Origin of the sequence: Halomonas sp. Mc5H-6, assembly GCF_024124705.1 — a bacterium.
Lineage (GTDB): Bacteria > Pseudomonadota > Gammaproteobacteria > Pseudomonadales > Halomonadaceae > Vreelandella > Vreelandella subterranea.
In genome coordinates this window covers 1-20,749 of sequence record NZ_JAMXSI010000007.1, presented here as the reverse complement: position 1 = coordinate 20,749, position 20,749 = coordinate 1, and the positions used below count along the sequence as shown (strand labels likewise).

Sequence of the window (20,749 nt, the reverse complement as noted above, 5' to 3'; positions counted from 1 at the left end):
CCTAATCAGTGAATACATCGCTAACGCTGGCGATGACAACATGTTCAGTTTGCCGCAACCTTCAGGCTGCCGCCACTTTTTGATTGAGTGTGGTTAACAGTGACTCGATATGTTCAAACCGCTGGTCGACTTTTTCCATGTCAAGTTCAAAACGTAACGTATCCGAACCGTCCAGGCGGTAGTGCTGCGGCGAGCTTTGAATAAGCGTGACCAGAGTGTAGGGATCCACCTGGGTGTGGGTGTCAAAGATGATTCGGCCGCGCTTCTCCCCGGCCTCTAACCGCTTGATGCCAAGCTGCTCGGCTCGCTGGCGCAGCCGCGTTTGGCGTATCAGGTGCTTTAGCGGTGATGGCAGCAAGCCAAAGCGATCAATCAGTTCCACCTGCAGTTCCTTGAGCTCGGCGTCACTTTGGGTGTTGGCGATGCGTTTGTACATGACAAGCCGCTGCTGGACGTCGTGAATGTAGTCGTCGGGAATCAGCGCGGGCAGGTTCAGGCTGATTTCGACGCCGCTATCGAAGGGGGCATCGATATTCGGCGTCTTGCCGGCACGAATGGCTTTCACGGCGCGGTCGAGCATTTCCATATAAAGGGTGTACCCGATGGTTTCCATTTGGCCACTCTGTTCATCACCGAGCAGTTCGCCCGCACCGCGGATTTCCATGTCGTGACTCGCCAGGGTGAAGCCTGCGCCAAGGTCATCCGAGGCGCTGATCGCCTCCAAGCGCTTGACGGCATCCCGGGTCATGGCCTTGGGCGTCGGGGTGAGCAGGTAAGCGTAAGCCTGGTGGTGGCTGCGGCCCACACGGCCACGCAGCTGGTGCAGCTGTGCCAGGCCAAACTTGTCGGCGCGTTCGATGATGATGGTATTGGCACTGGGCACATCGATGCCGGTTTCAATGATGGTCGAGCAGACAAGCACGTTGAAGCGGCGGTGATAGAAATCGGACATGACCCGTTCAAGGTTACGTTCGGGAAGCTGGCCATGGGCAACGGCGACGCGGGCCTCAGGGATCAAGGAGCGAATACGCTCGGCGGTATTCTCAATGGTCTTGACTTCATTGTGCAGAAAGTAGACTTGACCACCACGCAGTATCTCACGCAGCAGCGCCTCTTTGATAACGCCGTCCTGATGTTGCTGAACAAAGGTTTTGACCGATAGTCGACGGGGCGGTGGTGTCGCGATGATCGACAGGTCACGAATGCCGCTCATTGCCATGTTGAGCGTCCGGGGAATGGGCGTGGCGGTCAACGTCAGGATATCGATCTGGGCGCGCAGGGTCTTGAGCTTTTCCTTCTGGGCGACGCCAAAGCGGTGTTCTTCATCGATGATCAACAGGCCCATCTTGGGCAACTCAACGTTATTGCCGAGCAGCTTGTGGGTGCCAATCACGATGTCGGTCTGACCGTTCTTGATATCGTCCAGCGTCTTTTTCATCTCCTTGCCGTGGGTAAAGCGCGAGATGAGGCCGATATTGACCGCGGTGTCGGCAAACCGGTCGCGGAAATTCTCAAAATGCTGGCGGGCCAGCAGGGTGGTAGGGACAAGCACCACCACCTGGCGGCCCGACTGAATCGCCAGAAAAGCGGCGCGCATGGCAACCTCGGTCTTGCCGAAGCCCACGTCGCCGCAGACGACCCGATCCATGGGTTGCGGCGATGTCATATCGTCGATGACGGCTTCAATGGCGACTTGTTGATCGGCGGTTTCTTCAAACGGGAAACTGCCCGCGAAACGCGCGTATTCATCACCCGGCGCTTCATACACCACGCCCTGCTGCGCTTCGCGACGGGCATAGACATCCAGTAATTCAGCGGCGGTGTCGCGAATTTTCTCGGCGGCTTTCTTGCGGGCTTTTTCCCATTGGTCCGAGCCCAGCTTATGCAGCGGGGCCAGCTCATCCTCGGCGCCGCTGTAGCGCGAGATCAGGTGAAGGCTATCCACCGGCACATAAAGTTTGGCGCCGTCGGCATATTCCAGTGCTAAGAATTCGTTGGCCTGACCGCCGGCCTCAAGCGCTTCCAGGCCGATGTAACGTCCTACGCCGTGGGCCTGGTGGACCACGGGTGCACCTTTGCGCAGCTCTGAGAGGTGGCGAACGGCAAATTCGTTATCGTCGGTGGCCTTCTCGCGGCGTCGACTCTGGCGGACCACATCGCCGAACAGCTCTGTTTCGCTGATGACGGCAAGCGGCGGGTCGGTCAGCCAGAGCCCGCTGTCAATCAGCCCCTCGGTGATGGCGATGTGCTGGTCACTGGCAAGGAAGTCTTTAAACCCGTCAACGTGCGGCAGTTTCAGCGACAGTGGTGCCAGCACGTCTTCAAGGGCTTCGCGTCGCCCGCGTGACTCGGCAACCAGCAGCACGCGTGAATCCTTCTCGTGCTCGAGGAAATTGGCAAAGTCGTGTAGCGGCCGTTTGGCCCGGGAGTCGATCGCCACCGTTGGCAGTGGTTTGGCTTCGGGCGTCAGGGCGTGTCGCTGTTCCGGGTCGTCACTCAGTTCAACTCGTGGGCGCTGCTTGATGGCCGAAAAGACATCGCTGACCGGAAAGAATGCACGGTGTGGCGGCAAAAGCGGCCGTGTGGGGTCGACCCCCAGGTTGGCATAGCGGCTTTCGATGGCCTGCCAGTGCTGTTCGGCAGCCGCATAGACGCCCGGCAGCAGGGCGACCCGGGTATCCTGGGTCAAGTGGTCAAACAGCGAGGCCGTTTGCTCAAAAAACAGGGGGAGGTAGTGTTCCAGACCCGGCGAGGGAATCCCTTTGAGGGCATCGTTGTACAGCGGGCACTGGCGCGGATCGACATCGAAAAGTGTCTCGAACTGCTCACGGAAGCAGGCGATCGATGAGCGGCTCAGCGAGTATTCATGGGCCGGCAGCAGTTCGATCCTGTCGAGCTTGTCGGTTGAGCGCTGGCTGCCCGGGTCAAAATGACGCAGGGTATCGATCTCATCGTCGAACAGATCAATCCGGATGGGGGCGTCCATGCCCATGGCAAACAGGTCGATCAAGGCCCCGCGCATGGCGTATTCGCCCGGCTCATAGACGGTTTCCACGGCCCGGTAGCCCGCTCGTGAGAGCGCCTCGCGAAACGGCTCGCGGTCGAGTTTGTCGCCGACAGTCAGGGTCAGGACACGCCCGGCGATGTAATCAACGGGCGGTAAGCGCTGCATCAGCGTATTGATAGGGACCAGAACGAGACCGCGTACCCCGTCCTGAAGTTGGCGCAGCGTGCGTAGTCGAGCGGAGACGATATCCTGGTGGGGCGAAAAGCTGTCATAGGGCAGCGTTTCCCAGTCAGGGAAGGGCAATACCGGGACATCGCTATAAAACGACAGGTCCTGCTCGAGGCGCTGGGCGCTGGCGGTACTTGGCGTGATCACCAGCAAGGGAGCGTCGGCGGCCAGGCGTGCCAGGGCAAGCGCCGACGCACTACCGGGGGGCGATGTCCAATAGAGTGTATCGCGCACGCCCTCGGGCTGGGGCGGAGCAAGTAGAGAAAACGTGGGCATAATAAAGATGTCGTTCTGCGCTGAAACGGAGCCTAGATCATACACGATCAATGCTTTCAGGCAGAAGCAGCCCGCTTGTAGTCAAACCGCCGTTTATGTAATCCCCCTACATCGTCTGCGACTATCCAGGCATTGCGGCTCATTCAGCGGCTACGGATAATACACTTGAAAATTATTCATTACTTAATGAGGCCGCACGTGAGTCAGCAAACGCTCGATAACGTTTTTCAGGAATGGCAAAGCAACGAAGCTCTGGCGGAGCAGATGATCCCATTGGTCGGCCGTCTGTACCGTCAGCATAATGTTGTGGCGACCATGTATGGGCGTTCGTTGATCAATCAGTCGGTCATCCGCATCCTCAAGGACCATCGTTTTGTGCGCAAAATCGAAGGGACTGAGCTGTCGGTGGAAGACACCTTTCCGATTGTCAAAACGCTGTGCGAGCTGAACCTTGGGCCTGCCCACGTGGATGTCGGCAAGCTGGCCGTGATGCTGAAGCGGCAGGGCGGTGGCGATGTCGAAACCTTCCTTCGCAAGGAACTGCACCAGATCGTCGACGGTTACCAGCCGGGTGCCAGCAAGGGTGAGCCCAAGGACGTCGTGCTTTATGGGTTTGGTCGTATCGGGCGTTTGCTGGCGCGAGTACTGATCGAAAAAGCCGGTGGCGGCAACCTGCTGCAGCTGCGGGCGATCGTCGTGCGCGGGCGTGGCGATGTGGCGAAGGATCTGGAGAAGCGGGCCAGTCTGCTACGCCGTGATTCGGTTCACGGGCCTTTTGAGGGCACCATTGCCGTTGACGCTGAGGCGCGCACCCTGACGATCAACGGTAATGTGGTGCAAGTGATTTATGCCGATAACCCCAGCGATATTGACTATACGGATTACGGCATCAACAACGCGGTGATCGTCGACAACACCGGAATATGGCGCGACGAGGCAGGCCTGGGTCAACATGTCGCATGCCAGGGCGCTTCCAAGGCATTGCTGACGGCGCCGGGCAAAGGCGATATCAAGAATATTGTCTATGGCATCAACCATGAGTCGATTACCGAGCAGGACCGTATCGTGTCGGCGGCTTCCTGTACCACCAATGCCATCGTGCCGGTGCTCAAAGCGCTCAACGACGAATATGGCGTCGTTAACGGCCACGTGGAGACCGTTCACGCCTATACCAACGACCAGAACCTGATCGATAACTATCACAAGGGCGACCGCCGCGGGCGCAGTGCGGCCCTCAATATGGTGTTGACCGAAACCGGTGCGGCTAAGGCGGTGGCGAAAGCATTGCCGGAGCTTGAAGGCAAGCTGACGGGGAATGCGATCCGCGTCCCCATTCCCAATGTGTCCATGGCGATCCTGAACCTGACGCTCGACAAGACAACCAACGTTGACGCCTTGAACGACTATTTGCGGCGTATGTCGATTGACTCGGCCTACCAGAAGCAAATCGACTTCGTGGATTCGCCTGAGGTGGTTTCGTCCGATTTTGTGGGCAATCGGCACGCCGGGATTGTGGACGCCAAAGCCACCATCGCCAACGGTCATCATGCCGTCGTTTATGTGTGGTACGACAACGAATTTGGCTATAGCTGCCAGGTGATTCGCATTCTTCAGCAGATGTCGAACGTGAGCTTTCTCAAACTCCCCCAGCAAGCCAGTTAGCCCGCCCATTTTGATTGATAATCATTAATCGAAAAACGCCACCATCAGGTGGCGTTTTTGTAGGCGAATGGAATAAAAAATCTTGAAATGAGGGCGTCTATAGCACTTTAGGCGACCCCGGTTGATGTAGTCATTAGGCCCGGTTGTCTTTATAATACGATTGATTTTTCGGGGTGGTTCAAGTGCTGCTTGAGCCTGACTGGTAACAATCTGAACAGATAACAAAAATTCACTGAGCAGAAAATAAGCATTCGAACCCCTTACCTTCGTATATCCGATCCATCAACTGGGCGAGACTATGATCGAAGTCAAAAAAGGCCTGGATCTCCCCATCACGGGAGCGCCCGAGCAGCGTATTGAAGATGCGCGTCCTGTGCGCCACGTGGCAATCCTGGGTACTGACTACGTTGGCATGAAGCCGACAATGGAAGTTCAGGAAGGGGATAAGGTCAAACTGGGCCAACTGCTCTTCACCGACAAGAAAATTGATGGCGTGCGCTTCACCGCACCCGCCTCCGGTGAAGTGGTCGCAATAAACCGTGGCGAAAAGCGTCGTCTATTATCTGTCGTGATCAAAGTCGACGAGCAAGAAGAGGCGGTGAGCTTTGCTTCTCATGAACGTGCCTCGTTAGGTCAGCTCGATCGTCAGGTCGTGGTTGACCAGCTGGTAGAGTCCGGGCTCTGGACCGCGTTACGTACGCGTCCTTTCTCGCGGACACCGGCCATCGACAGCACGCCTACCGATATTTTTGTTACTGCTGTGGATACTCATCCACTCAGCGCTGATCCGGCGTTGATCATCAACGAGAACACACAAGCATTTGAAGACGGCCTCAAGGTGCTAACCCGCCTGACCGAGGGCAACGTTTTTCTGTGCAAGGGCGCTAACGCCTCTGTTCCCGGCGATGATGTCGAGGGTGTTACCACCGAAAGCTTTGCAGGGCCTCATCCCGCAGGCCTGGTAGGGACCCATATTCATTACCTGTCGCCCGTCGCCCTGCATAAAAAGGTATGGCACATTGGTTATCAGGACGTCATTGCGTTTGGCAAGCTGTTTGCCGAAGGTAAGCTCGACGTAAACCGTGTGATCGCGATTGGCGGTCCGCGTGCCGAGAATCCGCGTTTGGTGCGTACCCGTGTGGGTGCGAGCATTGAGGAACTCCTGGCCGGGGATGTCATCCAACCGGAAGACACCCGCATTATTTCAGGATCAGTCTTCTCGGGCTTTGCCGCCGAAGGAAAGCTGACCTATCTGGGACGTTTCGACAATCAAATCAGTTTGCTTGAAGAGGGTAACAAGCGCTCTTTCATGGGCTGGTTGTCGCCAGGCGCTAACCGCCATTCCGTACTGGGTATTTATCTTTCCAAGATCAAGGGCCTGAGCAACTACGCCCCCACAACATCGACTAATGGGTCCGAGCGTGCCATGGTGCCAATTGGCGTCTATGAAACCGTGATGCCGCTGGACATTATGCCGACGCAGTTGTTGCGTTCGCTGATCGTGGGCGACATTGAGGTTGCCATGCAATTGGGGTGTCTGGAGCTGGACGAAGAGGACCTTGCCCTGTGTACCTATGTTTGCCCCGGCAAATACGAGTACGGTCCCATTCTGCGTGACAATCTCACCATGATCGAGAAAGAGGCCTGATGATGGGTATTCGACAAACACTCGATAACATCGAGCCGCACTTCCATAAAGGTGGTAAGTACGAGAAGTTTTACCCGCTTTATGAAGCCGTAGATACGATTTTCTACTCTCCCCCCAGCGTGGCCAAGACCACTGCCCACGTGCGCGATGGCATCGACCTCAAGCGCATCATGATCACCGTCTGGATGTGTACCTTCCCGGCGATGTTCTTTGGCATGTGGAACGCGGGCTGGCAGGCCAACACAGCCATCGAGGCAGGCTATGCATCGATGGACGGCTGGCGCGAAGCCATCATGATGACCCTGGCAGGTGGGCACGACCCGAGCAGCCTGTGGGCAAACTTCGTGTTGGGGGCAACCTACTTCCTGCCCATCTACCTGGTGACCTTCGCCGTCGGTGGTTTCTGGGAAGTGCTCTTTGCCATCAAGCGTGGCCACGAGGTCAATGAAGGCTTCTTCGTGACATCCGTGCTGTTCGCCCTGATCCTGCCGGCGACGATTCCGCTCTGGCAGGTGGCGTTGGGTATCACCTTTGGCGTGGTCATCGGCAAGGAGATTTTCGGGGGGACCGGCAAAAACTTCCTGAACCCCGCGCTGACCGGCCGGGCATTTCTGTACTTTGCTTATCCGGCGCAAATTTCCGGTGATTCTGTCTGGGTGGCAGCCGATGGCTATACAGGTGCCACGGCGCTGTCGCTGGCCTTCCAGGAAGGCATGGGCTCTCTGGCTGATACCTTCAGCTGGTGGGATGCTTTCCTAGGCTTTATTCCCGGCTCGGTAGGCGAGGTGTCCACGCTGGCGATCTTTATTGGGGCCGCCGTCTTGCTGTGGACCGGGATAGCCAGTTGGCGAATCATGCTGGGCGTCTTCCTGGGCATGGTCATCACCAGCACGCTGTTCAATCTGATCGGGTCTGATACCAATCCGATGTTTGCAATGCCGTGGTACTGGCACCTGGTGATCGGTGGCTTTGCCTTTGGCATGGTGTTCATGGCGACGGATCCCGTGTCTGCCTCCATGACCAACCAGGGCCGCCTGGTGTTCGGCGCCTTGATCGGCGTGATGACGGTGCTGATCCGCGTGGTGAACCCGGCTTTCCCGGAAGGCATCATGCTGGCGATTCTGTTTGCCAATCTGTTTGCCCCGTTGATTGACCATTTCTTTGTCCAGGCCAATATCAAGCGTCGCGTCAAGCGCACGGGCGTACCGGCCGAGGAGACTGCCTAATGGCACAAGGTAATAACTCCATCAAGAAAGTTCTGATAGTGGCGTTTGCACTGTGTATCGTGTGCTCCGTCATTGTCTCGACGGCGGCGGTGGCATTACGCCCCGCTCAGCAGTTGAACCAGGAACTGGACCGTAAGACCAACATCCTTAACGTGGCCAAACTCTACGAGCCGGGTATGGATGTTGAAGAAGTATTCAGCAACCAGATCACGGCCCGTGTCGTTGACATGGATTCCGGTGAGTATACCGATGAGTTCGACCCGGAGACCTTCAATAACTTTGAAGCCGCGCGGGATCCGGCCACTGGCCGTACGCTGTCGGGTGAAAAGGATATTGCGGGTCTAAGCCGGGTAGAAAACTACTCCACGGTGTATCTGATTGGCGATGCAAGCGACCCGGAACAGATTGTGTTGCCGATTCGTGGTCAGGGCCTTTGGGGCCTCATGCGTGGCTTCATCTCCGTAGAGGGTGACGGCAATACCATTGTCAGTATCACCTACTACGAGCACAGCGAAACGCCTGGCCTGGGAGCCGAAGTCAACAACCCGCGCTGGCAGGCCCAGTGGGAAGGCAAGGAGATTTACGACGAAGAGGGCGATCTCTCGCCGGAAATCCACCTGACCAAAGGCGGCGCAAGTAACGAACACGAAGTGGATGCGCTATCCGGCGCTACGCTGACCAGTAACGGCGTGACCAACATGCTGCAATTCTGGTTAAGCGAAGAAGGCTTCGGTCCGTATTTGGCGAAATTCCGTAGCGGTACTGACCCGGAAGACGCCGAAGACACCGATACCAACTTCGAAGACGTTGAGGGGGCCTAATCATGGCGGACGTAAATGCAAAAGGCGTTTTAACAGCGCCGATTTTCAAGAACAACCCCATCGCACTGCAGATATTGGGTATCTGTTCGGCGCTGGCGGTGACGACCAGCATGAGTGTTTCGCTGGTAATGGCGTTGGCGGTTATTTTTGTAACGGCATTTTCCAATCTGTTTGTATCGTTGATCCGGAATCATATTCCGTCTTCAATACGGATCATTGTCCAGATGACCATCATCGCCTCGCTGGTTATCGTGGTGGATCAGGTCCTGAAAGCCTATGCGTATGAAATGTCCAAACAGCTGTCGGTGTTCGTCGGTTTGATCATTACCAACTGCATCGTCATGGGACGTGCGGAAGGCTTTGCGATGTCCAACACGCCCGGCATGTCCTTCCTGGACGGTATCGGTAACGGTCTGGGTTACGGCTTTGTACTGATGGTCGTCGGCTTCTTCCGTGAACTGCTGGGCTCAGGCAGCGTGTTTGGCTTTACAGTACTGCCGACCGTTCAGGACGGTGGCTGGTACGTGGGCAACGGCTTGCTGCTGCTTCCGCCTTCTGCATTCTTCATCATCGGCCTGCTGATCTGGGTGCTGCGTTCACTCAATCCTGAGCAGGTTGAAGAGAACGAGTTCAAGATGAAGGAAAATACTCAACCGAAGGAGGCCGTGTAACATGGAACATTATCTAAGCCTTTTTGTTGCGTCGGTCTTCGTTGAAAACATGGCGTTGGCCTTCTTCCTCGGCATGTGTACCTTTCTGGCCGTCTCCAAAAAGGTATCCTCAGCGATTGGCCTGGGTATTGCCGTTATTGTCGTACTGACCGTCACCGTGCCGGTCAACAACCTGGTATACACCTTCCTGCTTCAGGAGGGTGCACTGACCTGGACCGGCATCAATGGTGCTGAAAACATCGACCTGTCGTTCCTCGGCCTGCTCAGCTATATCGGGGTTATCGCAGCACTCGTCCAGATCATGGAAATGTTCCTGGATAAGTACGTGCCTACGCTCTATAACGCGCTGGGGGTTTTCCTACCGCTGATCACGGTGAACTGCGCCATTCTCGGTGGCGTACTGTTCATGGTCGAGCGTAGCTATAACTTTGGTGAGTCGGTGGTCTATGGCTTTGGTGCCGGTACTGGCTGGGCGCTGGCGATCGCTGCCCTGGCAGGTATCCGTGAAAAGCTCAAGTACAGCGATGTACCGGCGGGCTTGCAGGGCCTGGGTATCACCTTTATCACCGTAGGGCTGATGTCGTTGGGCTTTATGTCCTTCTCAGGTATTCAGCTTTAATCGGAGCCGGTTTTCCCGACGGTGCATACGCATCGTCGGGGCAAAGAAAACCCTTCAGCAATAGGAAACCGACATGGTTGATACAGCTGTCATCTTGCTCGGTGTTGTCATGTTTACGGTCATCGTTATCAGCTTAACGGCGATCATTCTGGCAGCGCGAAGCAAGCTTGTGAGTAGTGGGGACGTGACCATTGAGGTCAACGATGACCCTGAACATACCTTGACGACCCAGGCCGGTGGCAAACTACTGAACACCCTGGCCGCCAACGGCATTTTCCTTTCCTCGGCCTGTGGCGGCGGTGGTTCCTGCGCCCAGTGCAAGTGCCGTGTAGAGACCGGCGGTGGTTCTATCCTGCCCACCGAAGAGTCCCACTTCACCATGCGCGAGAAGAAGGAAGGCTGGCGTCTTTCTTGCCAGGTGCCTGTCAAGCAGGACATGAAGATTGAAGTGCCTGAGGAAGTGTTTGGCGTCAAGAAGTGGGAATGCGAAGTTATCGATAACCCCAACGTTGCCACCTTCATCAAAGAGCTGAACCTGAAGCTGCCGGAAGGCGAAGAAGTCGCTTTCCGCGCCGGTGGCTACGTGCAGCTGGTGGCGCCGCCGTACGATATCAAGTTCTCTGATTTTGATATCGAAGAGGAATACCGTGGCGATTGGGAAAAATTCGGCTTGTTCGACGTTTCCCACAAGAACAACGAGGAAATCATTCGCGCTTACTCAATGGCGAACTACCCCGATGAAAAGGGTATCCTCAAGTTCAACATCCGTATCGCGACACCGCCTCCCGGCACCAGCCATCCCCCCGGCTTGATGTCCACCTATGTCTTTAGCCTGAAGCCGGGCGACAAGGTGACCGTGATGGGGCCGTTCGGTGAGTTCTTTGCCAAGGATACCGACGCCGAAATGATCTTTATCGGCGGTGGTGCGGGCATGGCGCCGATGCGCAGCCATATTTTCGACCAGCTCAAGCGGTTGAAAACCGATCGTAAAATTTCATTCTGGTACGGTGCACGCTCATGGCGTGAAACCTTCTACAATGAAGAATACGACCAGCTGGCGGAAGAATTCCCGAACTTCGAATGGCATCTGGCGTTGTCAGACCCGCTACCCGAGGATAACTGGGAAGGAGCGACGGGCTTCATTCACAACGTGTTGTATGAAAACTATCTGAAGGACCACCCCGCGCCGGAAGATTGCGAGTACTACATGTGTGGGCCGCCCATGATGAACGCCTCGTGCATCAAGCTGCTGCTTGATCTGGGTGTTGAGCCGGAAAACATCATGCTGGATGATTTCGGCGGTTAATAGCATGCCCAAGGGCAATTGCGGGGCTGGCCATTGGCTGGCCCCCTTTATTTTCGCGTTGTGGAATATCAGGCACTAACGGAACTTGTTATTGTCTACTGGTAAGGCCCCATCGTGAGAGGAGGTAATTATGGCTATCTGGCTACTGGTTTTCGGGTTCATGGCCCTTGTAATGACGGTCATGGCCGTGGGCGTCATCATGGGACGCAAGCCCATTGCGGGCTCCTGTGGCGGCTTGAATCAAATCGGCATGAAAGACGGCTGCGATATCTGCGGGGGTAAAGACAAGGTGTGCGAGGAAGAGAACCGTAAACGCGGTAGCGCACGTCGCCGCAGCGATGAAAGCCGTGGCGCCGATCTCGGCTACAACGCTTCCCGCCGTTAATTTCCGACTCACAGGATTGATGATTTCCCAAAACGCCGTGGCTTTGCCACGGCGTTTTCAGTTATCTGCCCAGCTGATTTTCCAGCACTTCCTGAGCACGCTCCTGCCAGCTACCTTCGATGGCCGCCGCTTTGCTGAGGGCTTCTCGAGCCGCCCCAGGCTGCTCCCTCTGTAGCTGCAACAGCCCGATATTCAGCCACGCTGCGCCCATCTGCGGATCACGCTGAGCGGCTGCCTGGAAGGCGCTGAGCGCTTTGTCCGGCTGCTGGTTGGCGTAATAGGCATTCGCCAGGCCGAACTGACCAATCGCATTATTGGGGTAACGCTCCGTCATTGCCTGCCAGCTGCCCAGCGTGGCTTCAGGGCCATGCGCTTCCTCGTAGGCGCTGATCGCATTGATCGCGTTGCGTGCGGTAATGCCTTCGGGCAGGGTGCCAGGCTTGGCCACCACAAATCCCCAGCGATCGGTTCTTGCCCAGGTGGCATCAAAGCGGCTGAAAGACAGGGTATGCCGCTCGATTTCGCCACTGCGCAGTATCAGGGTATCGTCATCCAGGTCGTAGCCAATCGCCACCGCGTAATGCCACATGGGAAATGCCGCAAGTGACAGGTTCTGCATGACCAGCACCGGGTCCCCGGCCGCCAGATGCCCCAACAGGTCGTCGAAGCTGCCGCGAATGGGATAGGCGATACGCTCATGACGACGCACGGTGGCCAGCATTTCCGGTTGGACACTGCCTTCGCGGCCAGGAATGAATACCTGGGGAATAAGCGTCTCGACGTCGGTATCGACCCCCTGATGGTTCAGGACCATGGCCAGCGCTGCCGGGCCGCACTGGTACTCGGTCTGGGCGTAAAAGGGGACGTCGCTGATCTCGCTTTGGCGGGGCAGGCGCTGCTCAGTGCTATCGCGCAGCTGCGGCGCGCTGGCGCAAGCCGTGAGTAACAGTACCAAGACGAAAACGCCCGCGAGGCGGGCGTTTTGAAAACAGTAGATAGTGTTCATGAAGAAAGGCTTCATGGATTAGCGGGTAAACGGATAAACATCGGTCAGGCCGAGAATGTCAGTGACCAGTAGAATAATAAAGACCGCAAACAGGGCGCCCACGACCCCTGCGCCAGCTGGCAGCTCTTCCAGTTGGTTGGCCATCTGCTGGGCTTCAGCATCGCTCAAGGCGGCAACACGCGCTTCCACCTCGTCCAGATCAACGCCTTGTTTGACCAGTTCGTCCTGGATGTCGGCGCGGTTAAGCAGCTGGTGGATCCGCTCGCGGTCTGCCTGGGCACCGTCGTTGGCAAGCACGGACTGAGTGCTGACAAGGTCCGTTGTGGAGGAGGCCGGTGCCGCTGCAACGGGCAGGCTGGTAATGACCAGGGCAGCAATTAGCAGCGTCGAGAGATAGGCACGTACTTTATTCATCGTCTTGATCCTTAGACATGTTTGTAGGGATGGGCCAAGCACAAATGGCTTGAAACAAAAGTATAGGAAGAATTTAGCCTTTTTTTAAGCCGGGTACACGCTTTGGTACCGAGAATTCACGGTTGTTGCTTATTCCGGCAGCAGCGCACGGAGGTCGGTCGCCACAAGCCAGGACCTAAAAGCTGGGCGCAACGCGGTACGTCCAGGCGGATTCAGCCAGTAACCCGCGTCCACCGGCCATGGTCATCGCCAGGTCGTGCAACCCGGGCCATAACGGCACCGGTGACGCCCCTTTAACGGCGAGATCCAGTCGCTGAGCCATCAATAGCAGCTTGTGCAACCGCTTCATGGGTAGCCGCTGAGTGGCTTTTTGATAGGCCGGACGGCGCTTGTCGAAAATCATCGGCTTTTGTGCCTTGCAGGCGTGCTCAAAGCTCTGGCCCTGGTCCATGTGCTGATGCAGCGACAATAGGGTGCGCAGCTCGCGGGTTAGCGCCCAGAGGACGATAGGCGCTTCCACGCCCTCACTGCGCAACCCGGTGATAATCCGCGAGACACGGCTGGGCTCGCCTTTCAGACAGGCGTCGGCCAGGGTGAAGACATCAAAGCGGGTGCTGTCTTCCACACCCTGGGCGATGCTTTCCGCGGTAAGCCGGGTGCCCTGGGGGTGGATGAGGGCCAGTTTCTGCATGGCCTGGTCAGCGGCCAGCAGGTTGCCTTCGGTGCGTTCACCCAACAGGCGAGCGGCGTCCAGGTCGATCTGCAAGCCGTGAAGCGAGGCGCGGTCGCGTAGAAAATAACCCAGCCGCGAGACATCAACCGGCCATACCGGGACAAACAGGCCATGCTTATCGAGAGCCTTGAACCAGGCACTTTTTTGCTGCTTGGCATCCAGCTTGCCCATGCTGATCAACAGCAGGTCATCGTTATTGTCCAGGTGCTGGGCGTATTCAGCCAAGGCCTTGCTTCCTTCCTGGCCCAGCTTGTGTTGGCCCAAACGCAGTTCAAGCAGTTTGTTGGTGGCGAACAGCGACAGGTTGCTCGCCACCTCGAGCAGCCGCCCCCAGGCAAAGTTGGGCTCCACGTCCAGGACTTCGCGTTCTTCGATACCCGCCTGGCGGGCAGCGGCTCTCACGGCATCGCAGGCATCACGGTGCTGCAGGGGCTCATCCCCCGCCACGATCACGACCTTGGGCAGCGACTTGGCCAGGGCAGCGGGCAGTTGGTCGGCAAAGACTTTCACGAGGCGTTATCAAGGGCGCTGAGACGTTCGATAATGCGCTGCGTCAATTCACGATTGAGGGTCTGCTCGGCTTCATTGAACAGGTCCTCGCGGTTGAGCAGGTCATTGTCGTTGACGCGAATGCGGGTGCTGGTCGACAGCGTTTCACCGTTGAGCAGGTAGGCGTTGTCTTCCCGGCGCTGGACAGACAGCGTAATGTTAAGGGTCAGCTCGTGGTCTCGGCTACCGCGAACTTCGCCGCCCAGGCGTCGTTCGTCCAGCCTCGGCGACCCCAGCGTCACGCGCCATTCGCCGCTATCACCAAGCCGAGTGCCTAGCTGTTCCAGGCGACTGGTCAGCTGGCGAGCCAGGTCGCTATTGGTATCGCCTTCAAGGGCCAGCGGCGGCAGGCTGGGCATTGAACCCGCACCGCGCAGTCGAAAACCGCAGGCGCTGAGGAGCACGGCCGTTGAGGCGGCCATGCTGGTGGCTAAAAAAGTCCGTCGATTCATCCGCTCACCACTATGTTGACCAGCTTGCCCGGTACCACGATGACTTTACGCACCGTCTTGTCTTCCAGGTGACGCTGGACGTTGTCGTTTTCCATTGCCAACTGCTCGATGGCGGCTTTGTCGGCGCTGGCGGGGGCTTCCAGGCGGGCGCGCAATTTGCCGTTGACCTGAACCACAAGCTCGATGGTGTCGCGGGTGAGCGCCGCTTCGTCGACGGCAGGCCAGGGCGTTTCGATCGCCGGGGTCGTATGGCCCAACTGCTGCCACAGGCGATGGCAAAGGTGCGGCGTGATCGGTGCCAGCAGCAATACGCAGGCTTCCAGTGCCTCACGGCTCACCGCAAGCCCTTGGGCCGAGTCGTCCTCGAAGCGGGCCAGGGCGTTGGACAGCTCCATCACCGCGGCAATGGCGGTGTTGAAGGTCGTCCGGCGGCCAATGTCGTCGCTGGCTTTCTTGATGGTTTCATGGGTTTTGCGGCGCAGTGCCTTCTGGTCGTCATCGAGCGCGGCCACGTCCAGCTTGCCCGGCGAACCGGCTTCAAGATGTTCGTGCACCTGCCGCCACATGCGCTTCAGGAAGCGGTGGGCGCCTTCCACGCCGGAATCCGACCACTCCAGCGACTGCTCGGGGGGTGCGGCGAACATCATGAACAGGCGAACGGTGTCGGCGCCGAACTTGTCGATCATCGACTGCGGGTCAACGCCGTTATTCTTCGACTTGGACATCTTCTCGATGCCGCCCATTTCCACCGGCTGGCCGTCGCTGATCAATACCGCGCTCAGTGGACGGCCTTTCTCATCGCGCTTGACCTCGACATCGGCGGGGTTGAACCACTCCTTGCCGCCGTTCTCGGTGGCGCGGTAGTAGGTTTCCGCAATCACCATGCCCTGGGTCAGCAGCTGCTGGAAGGGCTCGTCGGAATCCACCAGGCCAAAGTCACGCATCAGCTTGTGGAAGAAGCGGGCGTAGAGCAGGTGGAGAATGGCGTGCTCGATCCCGCCGATGTAAAGGTCGACCGGCAGCCAGTAGTTGGCGCGCTCATCGAGCATGGCTTCGTGGTTGTCGGCGCAGCAGAAGCGCGCGAAATACCACGAGGACTCCATGAAGGTATCGAAGGTGTCGGTTTCCCGGGTCCAGCCGTCGCCCAGGTCGGAAAACTCGGGCATCTTCTTGAGCGGTGACCCCGAGGCGTCGACGGTGACTTCCATCGGCAGCTCCACCGGCAACTGGTCATCGGTGAGCGGCACGGTCTGGCCTTCAGGGCCGTATTTGACCGGAATCGGCGCGCCCCAGTAACGCTGGCGGGCCACCCCCCAGTCGCGCAGGCGGTAATTGGTCTTGACCTCGCCGCGGCCCATCTCGGCGAGCTTGGCGGCGATTGCATCAAAGCCTTCCTCAAAGCCCAGCCCGTTGAACTCGCCGGAATTGATCAGCGTGCCGTGTTCGGCATACGCGCCCTGCGACAGGTCGGGGGTGTTGCCGTTTTCATCGGCAATCACCGGCTTGATCTCGATGCCGTACTTGGTGGCGAACTCCCAGTCGCGCTGGTCGTGGGCGGGCACGGCCATGACCGCCCCGGTGCCGAACTCCATCAGCACGAAGTTGGCCACAAAGACGGGCACTTCGTTGCCGGTAAGCGGATGAATGGCCTTGAAGCCCGTGGGCAGGCCCTTTTTCTCCTTGGTGGCCATTTCGGCTTCCGAGGTGCCGCCCCGGGCGCACTCCTCGCGGAAGGCCTGCAGCTCGGCGTTGCATTCAGCGGCCTGTTTGGCCAGCGGGTGATCGGCGGCGACGGCCATGTAAGTAACGCCGAACAACGTGTCCGGGCGCGTGGTGTAGACCGAAAGCGGCTCGCCGCTCGAGCCGTCGGGGGCCTTGATATCGAAAGACAACTCGACGCCCTGGGACTTGCCGATCCAGTTGCGCTGCATGGTCTTGACCTGCTCGGGCCACTCGACGTTGTCGAGATCCGCCAGCAGCTCATCGGCGTAGTCGGTGATCTTCAAAAACCACAGCGGGATTTCCTTGCGCTCGACCAAGGCGCCGGAACGCCAGCCGCGGCCCTCGATGACCTGCTCGTTGGCCAGAACGGTCTGGTCGACCGGGTCCCAGTTGACCGTGGACATCTTCTTGTACACCAGCCCCTTTTCCACCAGCTTGGTGAAGAACCACTGCTCCCAGCGGTAATAGCTGGTATCGCAGGTGGCGAATTCACGGCTCCAGTCGTAGGCAAAGCCAAGGGCTTTCAACTGATTGCGCATGTAGTCGATGTTCTGGTACGTCCACTTGGCGGGCGGCACCTGGTTTTGAATCGCGGCGTTTTCCGCCGGCATGCCGAACGCATCCCAACCCATGGGCTGCATGACATTCTTGCCCTGCATGCGCTGGAAGCGGGACACCACGTCGCCGATAGTGTAGTTACGCACGTGGCCCATGTGCAGCTTGCCGCTGGGGTAGGGGAACATCGAAAGGCAGTAAAACTTTTCGCGGTTCGCGTCCTCTACTGCTTTAAAGCATTGATGTTGATCCCAATATTGTTGGGCGTCGCGTTCAATTTCACGAGGGCTGTAGTGTGCGTCCATCGGTTTATTTAATGCCTTGGCGTATCGCCCAAGTTGGGCGCAAAGTGAATGTTAGATGACGACTGTCAGATTAATGGCGTCGATTGTATCCTATGCAGGTGTATCCTTGAACGGCTAGGCCATGATAGGTCACACCGCGCGTCGACAAAAGGAGAGGGACCATGAGTGAACAACACAACGACCATCGCCTGCGCGAAGGCTACGAGCGTTTGCTGGAACGGATGCGGGATGGCGCTGACGAGCTGACCTGGGACAATCTGCAAAAGGACCTGGACGACGCCGTTGAATTTGAAGCGGAGCTGGAAGAGTACACCAAAGACGAACTGGCTTTGCTACGGGCCTGGGTGGAGCGTGACCTGAAAGACATGCGCCACTACATGTCGGATACCGGTAAGCAGGTAGCCCACTGGCTGGGTATCGATATTGACCACCTTACCCGCCGCGTAGCGGAATCGCTACTTTCGATTGCCGACCGTAGCATCGTCGAGCGTGAGCGCTTTGACGATGACCTGGAAGCCGCCCGCGCCGATTACTGCGAAGGTGAGCTGGCCGCTCCCGGCCTGATGGCCTGTGTGCACTGCGATGCCCAGGTGATGCTGGAAAATGTTGCGCGTCTGGAGCCTTGCCACCAGTGCGGCCATCGTTACTTTTACCGCTTCCCCGGCAAAATCGTCGAGACCTGATACAACGCTAGCCGACGGTCAAACTGACGCCTGCGATCGCGCCCAGCGAAAGCAGGCTCAGGACAGCAGCGTACAGCAGGTTGTTGGTCATCATCCGGTAGCCGCTCACCCCGTAGCGGCCCTGAAGGGACAGGTTGATGCCCGACAGCGGCCCCACGCTGGTGCCCACCGCCCACGAGCTCAATGCCACAAAGGCAAACAGCGTTTGCTCACCGCCCTCCAGATTGAGTATCGAGGCCAATACCGACACGCCGATAATCGGGTGCAACCCGGCCAGGGCACTCAGGGAGATAGCGGCGAAGCTGATCATCGCCTGGGGTGTGCCAAAGTCAGCAAACAGGGTCCAGTCGCTACCCGCCGCGGCCGATACCAGGGTGGAAAGCCCTAGCGTCAATAACCCCGCCGCCAGGAACAGCGATACCTCGCCGCGCATGGCAGGTAAGCGGCTGAGGGTATGCTGGCGGACTCGCCGCAGGGTAAAACGCGGACCCTCGCGCAGGTTGCTCAGCACCGCAACGGCCGGCAGCAGGAAAGTAATAATGCTGACAATGGTTAGCGACGGCGTCAGCCAGAAGTGAAACAACATCACCAGCGCCGCCATGCCCACGGGCATCAGCAGACTGCGCGGTGCCAGCGAATAGCCATCCACCTCGCGCAGGTCAAATCGCCGTCTAAGCTCCAGCGTCGTGAACAACCCCGCCATCATCGCCAGGGGAAAGCCCGCCAGAGCAATGTGCGCGTACTGGACATCGGGCACCAGCGAGATCACCAGGCCCATCGAGGCGAAAAACGGCGACCAAAGGGCGGCGCTGGAAAGCCCACGGTTAAGCGCCAACAGCTGCGGCATCTTAAGCGGCCCGCGCCGGGCCAGCTTATCGCCAACCATCAGCACGGTGGAAAGGTTCAGGATCGTACCCAGAAAATGCACGCCCAGCCAGGTGCGCAACACGCCACCCGCGCCGGTCACCCGGCTGCCCGAGGCACCTTTGCTGCCTTGCTTGCCAATCAGCGTAATAAAACTCACGCCCACCAGCATAGCCACCACGAACACGTTGCCTTGCAACATGGCAGGCCAATCAACCTCAGCGCCGTAAACAAACCGCGCCACCAAAAGCATGCCCGCACCCAGTGCAATCAACACCCCCGCCTGGATCCGCGAACGCCTGGGAATATCCCGCCACAGCAACATTACCGCCGCCCACAGCACATAGCTCACCGCCTGCGTGGTCGCCGCCCAGCCGCTAAACCCCGCTATTTGCACTACTAAGCCAAGCAAAATCAGCACGCCCGCCAAGCGCTGCCGAGAAGTCGTCTCTTGCATCTCAATCCCTTATGGTTGAGTTAGCAGGCTAATCGGGTTTGCAACGGAAGGCCAGCCCCGAACCGATCTGCAAGGCCTCAACACCCTGGGTCCGGTAAAAGCACCCACCAAAATGCACAGAACCCCCCCACGCCACGGAACCCCCTACAGCCACCACACCATTGTAGGAGCTCGACTTGTCGGGCGATTGATAAGGCCACAACACCTAATGCATGCATGGGTTCGAGAAAGCCACTAATCGGAATGCTCATAAATTCATAATGTTACGCCACCCACTACAAGCACTATACCAATGTAGGAGCCAGACTTTGTCGGGCGATTGATAAGGCCACAACACCTAACGCATGCATGGATTAGAGAAAGGCACCCACCAAAATGCCCAGAAACCCACCGCGCCACGCAACCTCTAAGGGCACCACACCAATGTAGGAACTTGTCGGGCGATGATAAAGCCACAACATCTAACGCACGCATGGGTTCGAGAAAGGCACCTACCGAAGCGCTCAGAAATCCAACTCGTCAAGCAACCCTACATGCCCCACACCAATGCAGGAGCCAGACTAGCCAAGCAATGAAAAGGCCAAAAACCCCGCCATGAACTTGGGGTGAGGAATGCCATAACAAAAAGTTAGTGTCTGCTTTGCAATGCCAAAGGAAACTGAGTAACGTCAACGATATAACGTCTGTGTAATTCGAAATAGGCGAAAAAATTGATGAGACGGTCGCAAGCGGAGCGTTCTAACGCATCCCAGTCGTACCGGGGCGGTAGCGTGCCTTCGTTTAGCGTATATGTTTTTCCGGTACGTGGGCTGTAGCGCTTTACTCGCATAGCAGCTTTCACACGATCCATTAGTTTCGGGGACCTGCTTTGCATATCCATTTGGTGTCGATCTCCTAATGGTGGATATGCATACAGTATTATTGAGCTTGGCAAAACACACAAGTGGTAGAATTCTGCAAATGTAGCCTAATTAATATTAATTTAATTGAAAATCATGTGGTTACACGCGAAAAGGTAGGTTACATTTGCTAAGGAGACTCTGAATAAGTCTCCGAAATCAGCGATAATACGGCCATCGTCAACTGCCTAGGATTCATTACCGCATGGATCAGATCACTTTCTCCGAAGCCGAGTACCAGAACAAGAAGCGAAAGACCCG

At 57.5% G+C, this 20,749-nt stretch carries 16 protein-coding genes; 9 read left to right on the top strand and 7 right to left on the bottom strand.

What is annotated here, in order from left to right:
• Positions 1–61: 61 nt before the first annotated feature.
• Positions 62–3,511 (bottom strand): transcription-repair coupling factor, encoded by a 3,450-nt coding sequence (mfd, locus tag NH395_RS11215; RefSeq protein ID WP_253024844.1) that lies wholly within the window; start codon positions 3,509–3,511, stop codon positions 62–64.
• Positions 3,512–3,709: 198 nt separating this feature from the next.
• On the opposite strand from mfd, the gene NH395_RS11210 reads away from it, so the two are divergent.
• From NH395_RS11210 to nqrM, 8 genes are all read left to right on the top strand, one after another.
• Entirely contained in the window at positions 3,710–5,173 is a 1,464-nt protein-coding gene (locus NH395_RS11210) for a glyceraldehyde-3-phosphate dehydrogenase (protein ID WP_253024841.1), read from the top strand.
• Between the two features lie 298 nt (positions 5,174–5,471).
• Complete coding sequence (locus tag NH395_RS11205) at positions 5,472–6,821, top strand: Na(+)-translocating NADH-quinone reductase subunit A (protein ID WP_253024839.1); 1,350 nt, start codon at positions 5,472–5,474, stop codon at positions 6,819–6,821.
• Entirely contained in the window at positions 6,821–8,047 is a 1,227-nt protein-coding gene (locus tag NH395_RS11200) for an NADH:ubiquinone reductase (Na(+)-transporting) subunit B (protein ID WP_253024837.1), read from the top strand. The genes NH395_RS11205 and NH395_RS11200 overlap by 1 nt, the downstream gene beginning before the upstream one ends.
• Positions 8,047–8,868, top strand: a complete 822-nt coding sequence (locus NH395_RS11195; RefSeq protein ID WP_253024835.1) for a Na(+)-translocating NADH-quinone reductase subunit C — start codon at positions 8,047–8,049, stop codon at positions 8,866–8,868. Before NH395_RS11200 ends, NH395_RS11195 begins: the two co-directional genes overlap by 1 nt.
• A gap of 2 nt (positions 8,869–8,870) precedes the next feature.
• On the top strand, positions 8,871–9,539 hold the full coding sequence (locus tag NH395_RS11190) for an NADH:ubiquinone reductase (Na(+)-transporting) subunit D (protein ID WP_085919291.1): 669 nt from the start codon (positions 8,871–8,873) through the stop codon (positions 9,537–9,539).
• A 1-nt stretch (position 9,540) separates the two neighbouring features.
• The gene (gene nqrE, locus NH395_RS11185) at positions 9,541–10,158 is read left to right on the top strand and encodes an NADH:ubiquinone reductase (Na(+)-transporting) subunit E (protein ID WP_085919292.1); all 618 of its coding nucleotides are present in this window, start codon (positions 9,541–9,543) and stop codon (positions 10,156–10,158) included.
• 73 nt (positions 10,159–10,231) lie between these two features.
• Positions 10,232–11,464, top strand: a complete 1,233-nt coding sequence (gene nqrF / locus NH395_RS11180; RefSeq protein ID WP_253024833.1) for an NADH:ubiquinone reductase (Na(+)-transporting) subunit F — start codon at positions 10,232–10,234, stop codon at positions 11,462–11,464.
• A 130-nt stretch (positions 11,465–11,594) separates the two neighbouring features.
• Complete coding sequence (gene nqrM / locus NH395_RS11175; protein ID WP_066315197.1) at positions 11,595–11,849, top strand: (Na+)-NQR maturation NqrM; 255 nt, start codon at positions 11,595–11,597, stop codon at positions 11,847–11,849.
• Positions 11,850–11,910: 61 nt separating this feature from the next.
• Here the strand turns inward: nqrM and NH395_RS11170 are convergent, their stop codons facing one another.
• The 5 genes from NH395_RS11170 to leuS all read right to left on the bottom strand — a co-directional run bounded on the left by NH395_RS11170 (position 11,911) and on the right by leuS (position 17,585).
• Positions 11,911–12,855 (bottom strand): PA2778 family cysteine peptidase, encoded by a 945-nt coding sequence (locus NH395_RS11170; protein WP_253024831.1) that lies wholly within the window; start codon positions 12,853–12,855, stop codon positions 11,911–11,913.
• Between the two features lie 18 nt (positions 12,856–12,873).
• The gene (locus tag NH395_RS11165) at positions 12,874–13,269 is read right to left on the bottom strand and encodes a PA2779 family protein (protein WP_253024829.1); all 396 of its coding nucleotides are present in this window, start codon (positions 13,267–13,269) and stop codon (positions 12,874–12,876) included.
• Positions 13,270–13,444: 175 nt separating this feature from the next.
• Complete coding sequence (gene holA / locus NH395_RS11160) at positions 13,445–14,512, bottom strand: DNA polymerase III subunit delta (protein WP_092828769.1); 1,068 nt, start codon at positions 14,510–14,512, stop codon at positions 13,445–13,447.
• Positions 14,509–15,003 carry a hypothetical protein gene (locus NH395_RS11155; protein ID WP_253024827.1) on the bottom strand — a complete coding sequence of 165 codons (495 nt, stop codon included), beginning with the start codon at positions 15,001–15,003 and terminating at the stop codon, positions 14,509–14,511. Before NH395_RS11155 ends, holA begins: the two co-directional genes overlap by 4 nt.
• On the bottom strand, positions 15,000–17,585 hold the full coding sequence (gene leuS / locus NH395_RS11150; RefSeq protein WP_253024825.1) for a leucine--tRNA ligase: 2,586 nt from the start codon (positions 17,583–17,585) through the stop codon (positions 15,000–15,002). The genes NH395_RS11155 and leuS overlap by 4 nt, the downstream gene beginning before the upstream one ends.
• Positions 17,586–17,746: 161 nt before the next feature.
• Here leuS and NH395_RS11145 point away from each other — a divergent pair, with 161 nt between their 5' ends.
• A complete protein-coding gene (locus NH395_RS11145) occupies positions 17,747–18,268 on the top strand; it encodes a zinc ribbon-containing protein (protein WP_253024823.1) in 522 nt (173 codons plus the stop codon).
• 7 nt (positions 18,269–18,275) lie between these two features.
• On the opposite strand, the gene NH395_RS11140 is transcribed toward NH395_RS11145, so the two are convergent.
• Complete coding sequence (locus NH395_RS11140; RefSeq protein ID WP_253024821.1) at positions 18,276–19,589, bottom strand: hypothetical protein; 1,314 nt, start codon at positions 19,587–19,589, stop codon at positions 18,276–18,278.
• Positions 19,590–20,749 lie beyond the last annotated feature (1,160 nt).

Bases quoted from the DNA above. Each gene is read 5' to 3' on its own strand.
- NH395_RS11145 (WP_253024823.1), top strand. From the start codon at position 17,747: ATGAGTGAACAACACAACGACCATCGCCTGCGCGAAGGCTACGAGCGT.
- NH395_RS11155 (WP_253024827.1), bottom strand. From the start codon at position 15,003: ATGAATCGACGGACTTTTTTAGCCACCAGCATGGCCGCCTCAACGGCC.
- mfd (WP_253024844.1), bottom strand. From the start codon at position 3,511: ATGCCCACGTTTTCTCTACTTGCTCCGCCCCAGCCCGAGGGCGTGCGC.
- NH395_RS11195 (WP_253024835.1), top strand. From the start codon at position 8,047: ATGGCACAAGGTAATAACTCCATCAAGAAAGTTCTGATAGTGGCGTTT.
- nqrE (WP_085919292.1), top strand. From the start codon at position 9,541: ATGGAACATTATCTAAGCCTTTTTGTTGCGTCGGTCTTCGTTGAAAAC.
- NH395_RS11200 (WP_253024837.1), top strand. From the start codon at position 6,821: ATGATGGGTATTCGACAAACACTCGATAACATCGAGCCGCACTTCCAT.
- leuS (WP_253024825.1), bottom strand. From the start codon at position 17,585: ATGGACGCACACTACAGCCCTCGTGAAATTGAACGCGACGCCCAACAA.
- NH395_RS11165 (WP_253024829.1), bottom strand. From the start codon at position 13,269: ATGAATAAAGTACGTGCCTATCTCTCGACGCTGCTAATTGCTGCCCTG.
- nqrF (WP_253024833.1), top strand. From the start codon at position 10,232: ATGGTTGATACAGCTGTCATCTTGCTCGGTGTTGTCATGTTTACGGTC.
- NH395_RS11190 (WP_085919291.1), top strand. From the start codon at position 8,871: ATGGCGGACGTAAATGCAAAAGGCGTTTTAACAGCGCCGATTTTCAAG.
- nqrM (WP_066315197.1), top strand. From the start codon at position 11,595: ATGGCTATCTGGCTACTGGTTTTCGGGTTCATGGCCCTTGTAATGACG.
- NH395_RS11170 (WP_253024831.1), bottom strand. From the start codon at position 12,855: ATGAACACTATCTACTGTTTTCAAAACGCCCGCCTCGCGGGCGTTTTC.
- NH395_RS11205 (WP_253024839.1), top strand. From the start codon at position 5,472: ATGATCGAAGTCAAAAAAGGCCTGGATCTCCCCATCACGGGAGCGCCC.
- NH395_RS11140 (WP_253024821.1), bottom strand. From the start codon at position 19,589: ATGCAAGAGACGACTTCTCGGCAGCGCTTGGCGGGCGTGCTGATTTTG.